Below are 13161 nucleotides of genomic sequence, written 5' to 3'. Positions count from 1 at the left end.
TGATGAACAAAGTGTTAATCACCGGCATTGAGCCGTTCGAGGGTGACGCGGTGAACCCTTCCTGGCAGGTCGCGCAGGCATTGGCCGGAGAGCGTATCGCCGGCGCGGAGATCGCGGTGCTCGAGTTGCCGTGCGTATTGGGCGTGGCCAACCAGCAGCTGATCGCGGCGATTGAGGCATTGCAGCCGCTGGCGGTGATCTGTCTGGGGCTGGCCGGCGGCCGAGCCGAAATATCCCTGGAACGGGTAGCCATCAATTTGATCGATGCCCGCATTCCCGACAATGCCGGTAAACAGCCGATTGACGTGCCGGTGGTTGCCGGCGGGCCGGTGGGCTATTTCAGTACGCTGCCCGTCAAGGCCGCGGTGCAGCAACTGCGCCGGCAGGGGATCCCGGCGGGCGTTTCTTACACGGCGGGCACCTATAACTGCAACCATATTTTTTATGGTCTGCGTCACTATCTGGAGACGCGGCATTCGCGGGCCAGGGGCGGATTCGTGCACATTCCGTACAGCCATGAACTGGCGGCGGCGCATCCGGGCAAGCCGAGTATGGCGCTGGCGACGATGGTGGAAGCGGTGCGCACTCTCGTGCAGGTGACGCTCACGGTAGAGGAGGATGTGCAATTCGGCGACGGTGCCGTGCATTGACAAGCAGGGCGTGGCGCGCCACGCCCTGATGCGCGTTATTCGTCAGCGACGCGGATCACCAATTTGCCGAAGTTTTTGCCCTGCAGCAGGCCGATAAAGGCCTGCGGCGCCTGCTCCAGTCCATCGACGATGTCCTCGCGGAACTTGATCTTTCCTTGCTCGACCCAACTGCTCATCTGTTGCAGGAATTCATCAAAGCGTGAACCGTAATCGTCGAAGATGATAAAGCCCTGCATGCGGATACGTTTACGTAAGATCAGCCCTTCCAGCAACGGTAAGCGGTCCGGCCCGGCGGGTAACCCGGTGGCATTGTAATGGGCGATGATGCCGCAGACCGGAATGCGCGCTTTGGCGTTCAACAGCGGCAACACGGCGTCGAATACGGCGCCGCCGACGTTCTCATAATAGATGTCGATGCCCTGCAGACAGGCGGCGGCCAGCTGTTCGGCAAAGTCGGGGGCACGGTGATCGATACAGGCGTCGAAACCCAACTCTTCCACCACATAGCGGCATTTGTCCGCACCGCCGGCAACGCCGACGACGCGGCAGCCTTTCAGTTTGCCGATTTGGCCGACCACTGAACCGACCGCGCCGCTGGCGGCGGCGACCACCAGCGTTTCACCCGCCTGCGGTTGGCCGATATCGAGCAACCCCATGTAAGCGGTAAAACCGGGCATGCCCAGCACGCCGAGCAGGCGGGAAGGGTGCGGCAAGTGTGGGCCGAGATTGCGCAGGCCGCTGCCGTCGGACAGCGCGTAATCCTGCCAACCGTCATAGCCCAATACCCAATCGCCGACGTTGAAATCGGGATGCTGTGAGGCCGCCACGCGAGATACCGTTCCGCCCACCATGACCTGACCGATTTCCACCGGCGGCGCGTAGGAGGGTGCATCGCTCATGCGTCCGCGCATATAAGGATCCAACGACAGATATACGGTGCGCAGCAGCAGCTGGCCGGCCTCGGGTTGTGGCACGGCGACCGTGTCGAGGCGGAAATTCGCCGCCGTCGGTTCGCCGTGCGGACGCGAGGCCAGCAGAAAGCGGCGGTTCTGTTGAGAAGGGGACATCGAAAGCTCCTTTGTGTTGCGACAAACAAGGTTCGTTAAGCCTAGTCCAGGGGCACCAAGGCAACGTTACCGAATGTGCTTAGCCTCAGAGCGGAACGATCAGCACGTCGATATGGCTGATGTTGATGAAGCGGGCGGCGGAACAGGAGACTTTGTTCATCATGCTGTCGCGGTGATTGCCGCAGAGCAGCAGGTCGAACGGCTGACGGCGGCTGGCGAATTCCAGGCTGTCGCCAAGCTCGCCATGCACGATAAGGGTATCGGCGATCGGGTAGCCGGCGCGTTGGCGCAGTTCCTCCATAAACAGCCGGGTTTCCTCTTCCATCAGCGTGCGCAAATCGGCCAGCATCGGCCCGGCGAAATTATTGTACATTTCCGGATTGGCGAGGGTGCTTAACAGGGTGATGTTGCCGCCGTAGGGGCGGACGATAGAGACGGCCTTTTCCACCAGGCGATGGCTGTCAGGCGCGACGGCGACGGTAACCAGAACGTTTTGATACCCCATATTCCACTCCTTGTTGCATCCGTCGTGTTTCAGGCTGCCGCGTCGGGGCCTTGGATGAAATGCTGCGCTCGGATAAAGGGTAGAACCTGGCGGGGGGAATAAATGTGTTTCGCATCACGCGCGGCAATAAAAGCTGAGTTTGCTCCGGTTATATAGCAATAAAAGATAAAACCGTTGCCGCACGTAATTTCACTGAATTAAAGCACCTGCGCCCACAGCGTTTTCGGCACCTTGCCCAGATCGAACAATTTACCGGCAACCAGCTCGGCGCGACGGTGGTCGGCAGCACGGTACATATTGCTCATTTCTGTATCGTTTTCAATGGAATAGTTCAGTTTGTCGTACACCTTCTCCAGGCTGTCCAAAGAGGAGCATTTACGGAATGTCAGCAGATATTCGAGCGTATCGGTCATGATTAAAATATAGCCTGTTAATAGTTAAAGCCGGGTGAATAACACATAGCGGCTCACGGCGACGCCGTCGAGGCAGCGATGTACGACCTGACAAAAATCATTTCAAGTGAATAAATTGCACTGGGTAATAATGTGACGCCGCCCGTGGCGGCGCTGGGATAAATCATAATATGCAAGTGCGCCATCAGCAATCTCATCCTGCTGATAAATGAAGAAATAGGGAAAGTCTCAGGGCGATGCGTCACGAACGAGAAGCTTAAGCGTCGACGTTTCGCTGCATGCAAGCGCGCGAAGCCGCGCTCGCTCTCCTTTGGCGGCGTTTTTTTCGCCTGTCCGGAGGGCGCTCGCAGCACGAGGCGATGTATGTTGCCGCTGTCGGCATTGAAACTACGCCTGTTTGGCCTGCGCGATTATGGCAAGTAAAACAAAACTGCGTTTTATTTTATTGCAATGAAACGATGGGGCGCGGGAATTTTAATAACGTCTGGAACGGCGTGGTAATTAATGCGCCGGCAAAAAAGAAATAAAAAAACGCTAAAGCTTTAGGATGTGCTGCCGATATGTCGTTTTGGGGCAATTTAACGTTAAAAAAACATTCTTGCGCCGCGCTAATACGGAAACATATCGTTACGTCTATTGGCTTGTTCACTACGCCAGCGAATCATTGATAAGCCATAATCACCTGATGTTGAAAATTAGAACAACCCTCTGCGGAGGGTTTAAGTCAAATCCGATAGCTAATAACCTTATAGTTTACATTGGTTATTTTTCGCCTGGGATATTTTTTAGCGGCTCAAATGGTTATTTATACTAAGATTGTTGCCTATATGCAGATTTTTGTTCTGTTATTTTGGTTTGGTGATGGTTTTGTTCGAATTGATCTAAAAAAGATAATTTTTTGGCTGATAAACATTGTTTTTAAGACGTTTTTTTACCTAAGGCGATTTTATGAGCAAAATGCGGGTCATAAAATGTGCGAATTTAGGGGTATTTGGCTTAATTATTTTTTATTTTTGTGATCTATGTCACATTGTATTTAAAATTGCCTCTCACTTACATTGTGTGTGCTAATGGTTCGGGGGTAGAGTTGCGCTGCTTTAGGAATAATCTTATTAAATTTGTAAAAATAGTTTCATGGTGACTAAACACTATCGAAGCAGAATGCTGTACATCCATACACGTTGGTTTACGCTCGTAGCAAATACTGAACAGTGGTCGAATTTAGCGATTGGCGAAAATTATAGCAGTCGTTTTTGAGAGATTAATTTGCCAACTTTGGGAAACAACCCAGGTCACGGGCGATAAAATTTATCACCCAGCGTATGTTTTTAAACATAGTCTGTCGGGATGGGGAATATGGGTACGTCTGAATTACTTAAGCATATTTATGACATCAATTTGTCATATTTACTTTTAGCACAGCGTTTGATCAACGATGAAAAAGCGTCCGCGATGTTCCGCCTTGGTATTGATGAGACCATGGCCGATGCGTTGGCGCAGCTGACTTTGCCGCAAATGGTCAAACTGGCCGAGACCAACCAGCTGGTTTGCCACTTCCGCTTTAACGATCACCAGACCATCGAACGCCTGACCAAAGAGTCGCGCGTCGACGATCTGCAACAAATCCATACCGGCATTTTGCTATCAAGCCATTTACTGCAAGAGCTATCGAGTAAAGACGCTAGCCCGACGAAGAAAAGAGCCTGATGATGGTTGAGAAAAGCATTGTTCAAGAAGCCAAGGACATTCAGCTCGCCATGGAGCTGATTTCGCTGGGGGCCCGTTTGCAGATGCTGGAGAGTGAAACCCAGCTCAGCCGCGGGCGCTTGATTAAACTTTACAAGGAGTTGCGCGGCAGCCCGCCGCCAAAAGGAATGTTGCCGTTCTCAACCGACTGGTTTATGACTTGGGAACAGAATATTCATTCCTCGATGTTTTATAACGCCTACCTGTTTCTGATGAAAAGCGGACAGTGCAGCGGGGTGGAAGCGGTGATCAAAGCCTATCGCCTCTACCTGGAGCAGTGCCCGCAGCAGGCCGGCGAGGCGCCGTTGCTGGCGTTGACCCGCGCCTGGACGCTGGTGCGCTTCGTCGACAGCGGCATGTTGCAGCTCTCCGCCTGCAGCTGCTGCGGCGGCGCATTTATCACCCACGCGCACCAGCCGCTGAACGGTTTCATCTGCAGTTTATGCCAACCCCCATCCCGCGCCGTAAAAAGACGTAAACTTTCGCCGCAACTGGCCGATATTATTCCTCAACTGCTGGACGAGCAGGTCAAACGCGCCATTTGAGCCGCCACGTTGCCGGCTCTCGGCAATGAATACCGACGTGTGATACGCAGGGGCGGCATGCCGCCCCCAGACATGCAGCCTGGTCTGTCGCGCCAGGGCGCGTTTGCCCCACCTTCCATCCACATTGTTAATTTAAGGAATGCGTGTGCTAGTTATTTTGGGTTATCTCGTGGTATTGGGTGCGGTGTTTGGCGGCTACCTGATCGTGGGCGGTCATCTCGGTGCGTTATATCAGCCGGCGGAGTTTCTGATTATCGGCGGGGCGGGGGTCGGCGCTTTCATCGTCGGCAACAACGGCAAGGCGATCAAAGCGACGCTGCGCGCCCTGCCGCGCCTGATGCGCCGTTCCAAATACAACAAAGATCTGTATATGGATCTGATGGCGTTGCTGTTCCGTCTGCTGGCCAAATCGCGTCAGCAGGGCATGCTGTCGCTCGAGTTCGATATCGATAATCCGCAAGAAAGTGAAATTTTCTCTAATTATCCGCGCATCCTTGCCGATAACACCCTGGTGGAGTTCATTACCGACTATTTACGGCTGATGGTGAGCGGCAATATGAATGCGTTCGAGATCGAAGCGCTGATGGACGAAGAGATCGAAACCTACGAGCAGGAAAGCGAAGTGCCCGCCGGCAGTCTGGCGATGGTGGGCGACTCCTTGCCGGCGTTCGGCATCGTCGCGGCGGTGATGGGGGTGGTGCACGCCCTGGCTTCGGCTGACCGTCCGGCCGCTGAACTGGGCGCGCTGATCGCTAACGCCATGGTCGGTACTTTCCTCGGCATTTTGCTGGCCTACGGCTTCATCTCGCCGCTGGCGACGTTGCTGCGTCAGAAGAGCGCCGAAAACGTCAAGATGATGCAGTGCATCAAAGTCACGCTGTTGTCGAGCCTGAACGGTTACGCGCCGCAGATCGCGGTCGAGTTCGGCCGTAAAACGCTGTATACCACCGAACGTCCTTCTTTCGTTGAGCTGGAAGAACACGTGCGCCGCGTGAAAGCGCCGGCGCAGCAGGCGACGGAAGAAGAAGAAGCATGAAACAGAATCATCCGGTCGTTTTGGTCAGAAAGCGCAAGTCGCATCATGCCGCCCATCACGGCGGCTCCTGGAAGATCGCTTATGCCGACTTTATGACGGCGATGATGGCGTTCTTCCTGGTGATGTGGCTGCTGGCGATCGCCAGCCCGCAGGAGCTGACGCAAATCGCCGAATACTTCCGCACGCCGCTCAAGGTTGCCCTGACCAGCGGCGACAAGAGCAGTTCCGAAAGCAGCCCCATTCCTGGCGGCGGCGACGATCCAACGCAACAGCATGGCCTGGTGAAAAAACAGGTCGATTCGCCGGACTCGCGCGCCGAAGAGCTGCGCCTGAACAAGCTGCGTGAAAAGCTGGATGAGTTGATTGAGTCCGATCCGCGCCTGAAGGCGCTGCGTCCACATCTGTTGATCAACATGATGGACGAAGGGCTGCGCATCCAGATTATCGATAGCCAGAACCGGCCGATGTTCAAAACCGGCAGCGCGCAGGTCGAGAGCTACATGCGCGATATTCTGCGCGCGATAGCGCCGATCCTTAACGACTTGCCGAACAAAATCAGCCTGTCCGGCCACACCGATGACATCCCTTACGCCACCGGCGAACGCGGCTACAGCAACTGGGAACTGTCGGCCGATCGCGCCAACGCGTCGCGTCGCGAGCTGATCGCCGGCGGCCTGGCGGAAGGCAAAGTGCTGCGGGTGGTAGGCATGGCGGCCACCATGAGCCTGAAACAGCATGGCGCCGATGATGCGATTAACCGCCGCATCACCGTACTGGTGTTGAACAAGCAAACGCAAGAGGGCATCGAGCACGAAAATGCCGAAAGCAACGCGCTGGATATTGCCCAGCCGGACAGCCTGAAGCAGCTGGCGCCGTCGGCGACCGCGCCGGCCAGCCAAACGCCGGAATCCTCGACGACAGCCCCGGAACCCGCGGCGCCAACGCCGAACGCTCCACCGCAGGCGTCCCCGGCGATAGCCCCGGCCGACCAGGCGCCGGAACCACCGGCGGCCGCACCCGCACCGACTAACCGCGACTCACAGCCAGAGGTGACCCCGTGAGCATGGACATTAGCGATTTTTATCAGACCTTCTTTGATGAGGCGGACGAGTTGCTGGCCGACATGGAGCAACACCTGCTGGAGCTGGATCCGCTGGCCCCCGATATCGAGCCGTTGAACGCCATCTTCCGCGCGGCGCATTCGATCAAGGGCGGCGCGGCGACCTTTGGTTTTTCGGTGCTGCAGGAAACCACCCATCTGCTGGAGAACCTGCTGGACGGTGCAAGACGCCAGGAAATGAGCCTGAGCACCGAGATTATCAACCTGTTTCTGGAAACCAAAGACATTATGCAGGAGCAACTGGACGCCTATAAAACCTCGCAACAGCCTGACGCTGAAAGCTTTGAATACATTTGCCAGGCGCTGCGTCAGCTGGCGTTGGAAGCGCAACAGCAGCAGGAGGCGCCTGCGGCTCAACCCGCCGTTCAGCAGCCGGTCGCTCAGCCATCGGCCGCGCCGGCGGCGATCGAAGGCGGCATGCGCATCAGCCTGAACGGGCTGAAAGCCAGTGAAATCCCCTTGATGTTGGAAGAGCTGGGCAACCTCGGCGAAGTTAAAGACCCGCATCAGACGGAACACAGCCTGGACGTGACGTTGCTCACCTCCGCCAGCGAAGACGACATCAGCGCCGTGCTGTGCTTCGTGCTGGAACCGGAACAAATCAGCTTCTCGACGCCGACGCAAAGCGCGCCGGCCGTCGCGGAGGCGAACTTGCCGGAGACGGTCGCTGCGCCGGAACCGGCGCCAGCGCCGAACGCCAGCGCTGCGCTGCCTGCCGCCAAACCTGCGGCCGCAGCGGCCGAAGCGCCGAAAGCACGCGCCAAGGCGAGCGAATCTACCAGCATTCGCGTAGCGGTGGAAAAGGTGGATCAGCTGATCAACCTGGTGGGCGAGCTGGTGATCACCCAGTCGATGCTGGCGCAACGTTCCGGCACGCTGGATCCGGTGAACCACGGCGATCTGCTGAACAGCATGAGCCAGCTGGAGCGTAACGCACGCGATCTGCAGGAGTCGGTGATGTCGATCCGCATGATGCCGATGGAATACGTCTTCAGCCGCTACCCGCGTCTGGTGCGCGATCTGGCCGGCAAGCTGAACAAACAGGTGGAGCTGACGCTGCAGGGCAGCTCGACCGAACTGGACAAGAGCCTGATCGAACGGATTATCGACCCGTTGACGCACCTGGTGCGCAACAGCCTCGATCACGGTATCGAAGAGCCGGCCACCCGCATCGCCGCCGGTAAATCGGCGGTGGGCAATCTGGTGCTGTCGGCCGAACACCAGGGTGGCAACATCTGTATTGAGGTCATCGACGACGGCGCCGGTCTGAACCGCGAAAAAATTCTCGCCAAGGCCGCTTCGCAAGGGCTGGCGGTGAGCGACAGCATGAGCGACGAAGAGGTCGGCATGCTGATCTTCGCGCCGGGCTTCTCCACCGCCGAGCAGGTGACCGACGTTTCCGGCCGCGGCGTCGGCATGGACGTGGTGAAAAGAAATATTCAGGAGATGGGCGGCCACGTCGAGATCCGTTCGCAGGCCGGTAAAGGCACCACCATCCGCATTCTGCTGCCGTTGACGCTGGCGATCCTCGACGGCATGTCGGTCAAAGTGAACGACGAAGTCTTTATTCTGCCGCTGAACGCGGTGATGGAATCGCTGCAGCCGCAGGCGGAAGACTTGCACCCGCTGGCCGGCGGCGAGCGCGTGCTGCAGGTGCGCGGCGAATACCTGCCGCTGGTGGAACTGTATCGGGTATTCGAAGTGGAAGGCGCCAAAACCGACGCCACCCAGGGCATTGTGGTGATCCTGCAAAGCGCCGGCCGCCGCTATGCGTTGCTGGTGGATCAGCTGATTGGCCAGCATCAGGTGGTGGTGAAGAATCTGGAAAGCAACTACCGCAAAGTGCCGGGCATTTCCGCCGCGACCATTTTGGGCGACGGCAGCGTGGCCTTGATCGTCGATGTCTCGGCGTTGCAAACCTTGAACCGTGAAAAGCGTCTGACGGACGCCGCCGCATAATAATGAGTTTATTGATTTAAAAGGTGAATGATATGGCAGGATTGGCAGCCGTCAGCAAATTGGCTGGCGAAACGGTAGGGCAAGAGTTTCTGATTTTTACCCTGGGCAACGAGGAGTACGGCATCGACATCCTCAAGGTGCAGGAAATTCGCGGCTACGATCAGGTGACCCGCATCGCCAACACCCCGGCGTTCATCAAGGGCGTCACCAACCTGCGCGGCGTGATTGTTCCCATCATCGATCTGCGGGTGAAATTCTCCCAGCAGAGCGTTTCCTACGATGAGAACACCGTGGTGATCGTGTTGAACTTTGGCCAGCGCGTGGTGGGCATCGTGGTTGACGGCGTCTCCGACGTGCTGTCATTGACCGCCGAGCAGATCCGTCCGGCGCCGGAGTTCGCGGTGACTCTGGCGACCGAATACCTCACCGGCCTCGGTTCGCTGGGCGAGCGCATGTTGATCCTGGTGGATATCGAAAAGCTGCTGAGCAGCGAAGAGATGTCGCTGGTCGACAGCGTGGCGAAAAGCGTCTGATCCAAGACTCAAGGGGGCAGGGCGCTGCCCCCTTCAACCTTCACGTTCCCTGACCTGTCGCGATGCCGCCCGCCGCGCCCGGAACCCCCACTAAAAATAGTTACTTTCCCGCATAAAGTTTTGCCGCGCTGCGCCGATAACTCTCACATTCAACGTCATCAGAGCCTGTCTGCGCGGGCTTCAACAAGGGAAATCATGTTAAATCGTATGAAGGTGGTCACCAGCCTGTTGCTGGTGTTGGTGCTGTTTGGCGCCTTGCAGTTGATTTCGGGCGGACTCTTTTTCTCCTCGCTGAAAAGCGATAAGGAAAACTTTACCGTCCTGCAAACTATTCGTCAGCAGCAGCTGCAGCTGAGCGAAAGCCGCGTTGACCTGCTGCAGGCGCGCAACTCCCTGAACCGTGCCGGTATTCGCTACATGATGGATACCAACAAGATCGGCAGCGGCGCCACCATTGATGAACTGCTGGCCAAGGCGAAGGAAGAGCTGGGCGAAGCGGAAAGACACTACGCCGCGTACGAGAAAATCCCTCAGGACCCGCGTCAGGATCCTCAGGCGGCGGAACGCCTCAAGCATCAGTACGATGTGCTGTACGGCGCGCTCTCCGAGCTGATCCAACTGCTGGGCGAAGGCAAAATCAACGCGTTCTTCGATCAACCTACGCAGAGTTACCAGGACAACTTTGAGCAGAGCTACAACGTTTACCTGGAGCAAAACGGCAAGCTGTACCAAATCGCGGTCGACGGCAGCAACAGCTCCTACAACTCGGCCATCTGGACGCTGATCGTGATCCTGGTGGTGGTGCTGGCGGTGATCGTACTGGTCTGGACTGGTATCCATCACATCCTGGTACGCCCGCTGAACCGCATGATCGAGCACATCAAACAGATCGCCGCCGGCGACCTGACTCAGCAGATCGTCGTCAACAGCCGCAACGAAATGGGCGTGCTGGCGGCCAGCCTGAAACACATGCAAGGCGAACTGATTGAAACCGTCAGCGGCGTGCGCCAGGGCGCAGACGCCATCTACAGCGGCGCGTCCGAAATCGCCGCGGGCAACAACGATCTCTCTTCCCGCACCGAGCAGCAGGCCGCGTCGCTGGAAGAGACCGCCGCCAGCATGGAACAGCTGACCGCGACGGTGAAACAGAACGCCGAAAACGCGCGTCAGGCTTCGCAACTGGCGCTGAGCGCCTCTGAAACCGCGCAGAAAGGCGGCAAGGTCGTGGCTAACGTGGTGCAGACCATGCATGACATCGCCGGCAGCTCGCAGAAGATCGCCGATATCACCGGCGTGATCGACGGCATCGCCTTCCAGACCAACATCCTGGCGCTCAACGCCGCGGTGGAAGCGGCGCGCGCCGGCGAACAGGGCCGTGGCTTCGCGGTGGTGGCCGGTGAAGTGCGTAACCTGGCGCAGCGCAGCGCACAGGCGGCGAAAGAGATCAAAGGCCTGATCGAAGATTCGGTCAGCCGCGTCGATATGGGTTCCGTGCTGGTCGAGAGCGCCGGGGAAACCATGGGCGACATCGTCAACGCCGTCACCCGCGTGACCGACATCATGGGCGAAATCGCCTCGGCGTCGGACGAGCAGAGTCGCGGCATCGATCAGGTTGGCCAGGCGGTGGCGGAAATGGACCGCGTCACCCAGCAGAACGCCTCGTTGGTGGAAGAATCCGCCTCGGCGGCGGCGGCGCTGGAAGAACAGGCCAGCATGCTGACCCAGTCGGTAGCGGTATTCCGTCTGAGGCAGGAAGGCCAGGAAGAATTTAAAGCGCCTGTCACCAGCAAGGCGACGGTAACACCGGTAATCAATCATAAGAAAATGAACGCCAGCGATCTGCAGGATAACTGGGAAACGTTCTGACCGGTATCGGGCCTCTCTCGCAGAGGCCCTTTTCCCTACGTAGGCCGGTCGCCGGCCGGCTGCAAGGAGGTTCAAGTGTTTAACCGAATCCGTATCTCTACCAGCTTATTCCTGTTGTTGATGACCTTCTGCGTTCTGCAGTTGGCCAGCAGCGGCCTGTCGTATTCCGCGTTTCGCTCCGATAACCACAACCTCGACATCATCACCCTCGGCAGCCAGCAGCGCGATTCGCTCAGCCTGAGCTGGGTGTCGCTGTTGCAGGCGCGCAATACGCTGAACCGCGCCGGCACCCGCGCGGCGCTGAAACTGCCGCAGGAGCAGGTGAACGAGCTGATGAGCAACGCCCGCAGTTCGCTGCAGAAGGCCGATCTCTATTTCAATCAGTTTATGGCGGTTGAACGCAGCAGTGAACAGCAGAACCAGCAGACGGCTACCACCAAGGCCAGCTACGAGCGGCTGCGCGGCGCGCTGCGCGAGCTGATCGGCTTCCTGGAAAAGGGTGAGCTGCAGGCGTTTATGGATCAGCCGACGCAGAAAACCCAGGACCTGTTCGAGGCCGACTTCGTGCAGTACCTGCAGTTGGTGAACGGTGACATCAGCGAGGCCAGAGACGCTAATCAGTTCTCCTTCACGCTGGCGGGCCTGATGCTGGCGGGGGCGGTATTGATGCTGATCGTGGTGACCGGCAGCGCCATGTGGTGGTTGCGCACCATGCTGATACAGCCGCTGAACCAAATCCGCAGCCACTTTGAACGCATCGCCGCCGGCGATCTGGCGACGCCGATTCAGGTGTATGGCCGTAATGAAATCAGCATGCTGTTCGCCAGCCTGCAACGCACGCAGCAGTCGCTGATCGGCACCGTCGGCGCGGTGCGCGACGGGGCGGAGTCGATTCTGATCGGCCTGCAGGAGATCGCCGAAGGCAACAACGATCTCTCTTCCCGCACCGAGCAGCAGGCCGCGTCGCTGGAAGAAACCGCCGCCAGCATGGAACAGCTGACCGCGACGGTGAAACAGAACGCCGACAATGCGCGGCAGGCGTCTCAGCTGGCGCGCGACGCTTCGGCCACTGCGGCTAAGGGCGGCGAACTGGCCGGTGACGTGGTCACCACCATGCACGATATTGCCAACAGTTCGCAGAAAATCGGCGCCATCACCAGCGTGATCGACGGCATCGCCTTCCAGACCAACATTCTGGCGCTCAATGCGGCGGTGGAAGCGGCGCGCGCCGGCGAACAGGGGCGGGGTTTCGCGGTGGTCGCCGGTGAAGTGCGCAACCTGGCGAGCCGCAGCGCGCAGGCGGCGAAAGAGATCAAGGTGCTGATCGACGAATCGGTCAGCCGCGTCAAACACGGCTCGGTGCTGGTGGAAAACTCCGGCGCCACCATGCAGGACATTGTGCGTTCGGTAACTCGCGTGACCGACATCATGGGCGAGATCGCGTCGGCTTCGGATGAACAAAGCCGCGGCATCGAACAGGTGACGCAGGCGGTGACCCAGATGGACCAGGTTACCCAGCAGAACGCTGCGCTGGTGGAAGAGTCCGCTTCTGCCGCCACCGCGCTGGAAGAGCAGGCCATTACCCTGGCCGACGCGGTCGCGGTATTCCGTCTGGCGGACGATAACGTCGTCGCGCCAGGTAACAGCAACAACGCAGTTTCACCCGTGGTAAAGGAAGCCCAAGATTGTTAAACCGCATAAACAGCACGTTTTTCTCCGGT

General features: G+C 58.0%; 13 protein-coding genes. 10 read left to right on the top strand and 3 right to left on the bottom strand.

Translation table 11 applies throughout. The features are described 5' to 3' along the window. The first annotated feature begins 2 nt into the window (after positions 1–2). Complete coding sequence (gene pcp / locus HWW83_RS04320) at positions 3–650, top strand: pyroglutamyl-peptidase I (RefSeq protein WP_033644303.1); 648 nt, start codon at positions 3–5, stop codon at positions 648–650. 35 nt (positions 651–685) lie between these two features. On the opposite strand, the gene curA is transcribed toward pcp, so the two are convergent. From curA to ydgT, 3 genes are all read right to left on the bottom strand, one after another. Then, entirely contained in the window at positions 686–1717 is a 1032-nt protein-coding gene (curA, locus tag HWW83_RS04315) for an NADPH-dependent curcumin/dihydrocurcumin reductase (RefSeq protein ID WP_176589007.1), read from the bottom strand. Positions 1718–1802: 85 nt separating this feature from the next. Continuing rightward, positions 1803–2222 (bottom strand): universal stress protein UspC, encoded by a 420-nt coding sequence (gene uspC, locus HWW83_RS04310; RefSeq protein WP_033650858.1) that lies wholly within the window; start codon positions 2220–2222, stop codon positions 1803–1805. 197 nt (positions 2223–2419) lie between these two features. Further along, positions 2420–2635, bottom strand: coding sequence for a transcription modulator YdgT (ydgT, locus tag HWW83_RS04305; protein ID WP_004934895.1), 216 nt, complete (start codon positions 2633–2635; stop codon positions 2420–2422). 278 nt (positions 2636–2913) lie between these two features. On the opposite strand from ydgT, the gene HWW83_RS04300 reads away from it, so the two are divergent. From HWW83_RS04300 to HWW83_RS04260, 9 genes are all read left to right on the top strand, one after another. After that, positions 2914–3162 carry a hypothetical protein gene (locus HWW83_RS04300; RefSeq protein ID WP_127897182.1) on the top strand — a complete coding sequence of 83 codons (249 nt, stop codon included), beginning with the start codon at positions 2914–2916 and terminating at the stop codon, positions 3160–3162. 829 nt (positions 3163–3991) lie between these two features. Continuing rightward, on the top strand, positions 3992–4342 hold the full coding sequence (gene flhD / locus HWW83_RS04295; RefSeq protein ID WP_033643537.1) for a flagellar transcriptional regulator FlhD: 351 nt from the start codon (positions 3992–3994) through the stop codon (positions 4340–4342). Further along, a complete protein-coding gene (flhC, locus tag HWW83_RS04290; protein WP_016927281.1) occupies positions 4342–4926 on the top strand; it encodes a flagellar transcriptional regulator FlhC in 585 nt (194 codons plus the stop codon). Before flhD ends, flhC begins: the two co-directional genes overlap by 1 nt. A gap of 145 nt (positions 4927–5071) precedes the next feature. Next, positions 5072–5962 (top strand): flagellar motor stator protein MotA, encoded by an 891-nt coding sequence (gene motA, locus HWW83_RS04285; protein WP_015378266.1) that lies wholly within the window; start codon positions 5072–5074, stop codon positions 5960–5962. Beyond that, positions 5959–7023, top strand: a complete 1065-nt coding sequence (motB, locus tag HWW83_RS04280; protein WP_033643536.1) for a flagellar motor protein MotB — start codon at positions 5959–5961, stop codon at positions 7021–7023. The genes motA and motB overlap by 4 nt, the downstream gene beginning before the upstream one ends. Then, positions 7020–9041 carry a chemotaxis protein CheA gene (gene cheA / locus HWW83_RS04275; RefSeq protein WP_060660580.1) on the top strand — a complete coding sequence of 674 codons (2022 nt, stop codon included), beginning with the start codon at positions 7020–7022 and terminating at the stop codon, positions 9039–9041. The genes motB and cheA overlap by 4 nt, the downstream gene beginning before the upstream one ends. Before the next feature lie 32 nt (positions 9042–9073). Beyond that, positions 9074–9574, top strand: a complete 501-nt coding sequence (gene cheW, locus HWW83_RS04270; protein WP_025303271.1) for a chemotaxis protein CheW — start codon at positions 9074–9076, stop codon at positions 9572–9574. 195 nt (positions 9575–9769) lie between these two features. After that, the gene (gene tsr, locus HWW83_RS04265; RefSeq protein ID WP_033643534.1) at positions 9770–11440 is read left to right on the top strand and encodes a methyl-accepting chemotaxis protein; all 1671 of its coding nucleotides are present in this window, start codon (positions 9770–9772) and stop codon (positions 11438–11440) included. 75 nt (positions 11441–11515) lie between these two features. Beyond that, positions 11516–13132 (top strand): methyl-accepting chemotaxis protein, encoded by a 1617-nt coding sequence (locus HWW83_RS04260; RefSeq protein WP_033643533.1) that lies wholly within the window; start codon positions 11516–11518, stop codon positions 13130–13132. Positions 13133–13161: the final 29 nt, after the last annotated feature.

The sequence above is a fragment of the Serratia ureilytica genome (assembly GCF_013375155.1).
GTDB classification, from domain to species: domain Bacteria; phylum Pseudomonadota; class Gammaproteobacteria; order Enterobacterales; family Enterobacteriaceae; genus Serratia; species Serratia ureilytica.
Note: the sequence above shows the minus strand (reverse complement) of the source record. Positions and strands in the feature narration are given on the sequence as shown.

Bases quoted from the DNA above. Each gene is read 5' to 3' on its own strand.
- flhD (WP_033643537.1), top strand. From the start codon at position 3,992: ATGGGTACGTCTGAATTACTTAAGCATATTTATGACATCAATTTGTCA.
- flhC (WP_016927281.1), top strand. From the start codon at position 4,342: ATGATGGTTGAGAAAAGCATTGTTCAAGAAGCCAAGGACATTCAGCTC.
- pcp (WP_033644303.1), top strand. From the start codon at position 3: ATGAACAAAGTGTTAATCACCGGCATTGAGCCGTTCGAGGGTGACGCG.
- ydgT (WP_004934895.1), bottom strand. From the start codon at position 2,635: ATGACCGATACGCTCGAATATCTGCTGACATTCCGTAAATGCTCCTCT.
- HWW83_RS04300 (WP_127897182.1), top strand. From the start codon at position 2,914: ATGCAAGCGCGCGAAGCCGCGCTCGCTCTCCTTTGGCGGCGTTTTTTT.
- curA (WP_176589007.1), bottom strand. From the start codon at position 1,717: ATGTCCCCTTCTCAACAGAACCGCCGCTTTCTGCTGGCCTCGCGTCCG.
- tsr (WP_033643534.1), top strand. From the start codon at position 9,770: ATGTTAAATCGTATGAAGGTGGTCACCAGCCTGTTGCTGGTGTTGGTG.
- motB (WP_033643536.1), top strand. From the start codon at position 5,959: ATGAAACAGAATCATCCGGTCGTTTTGGTCAGAAAGCGCAAGTCGCAT.
- uspC (WP_033650858.1), bottom strand. From the start codon at position 2,222: ATGGGGTATCAAAACGTTCTGGTTACCGTCGCCGTCGCGCCTGACAGC.
- cheW (WP_025303271.1), top strand. From the start codon at position 9,074: ATGGCAGGATTGGCAGCCGTCAGCAAATTGGCTGGCGAAACGGTAGGG.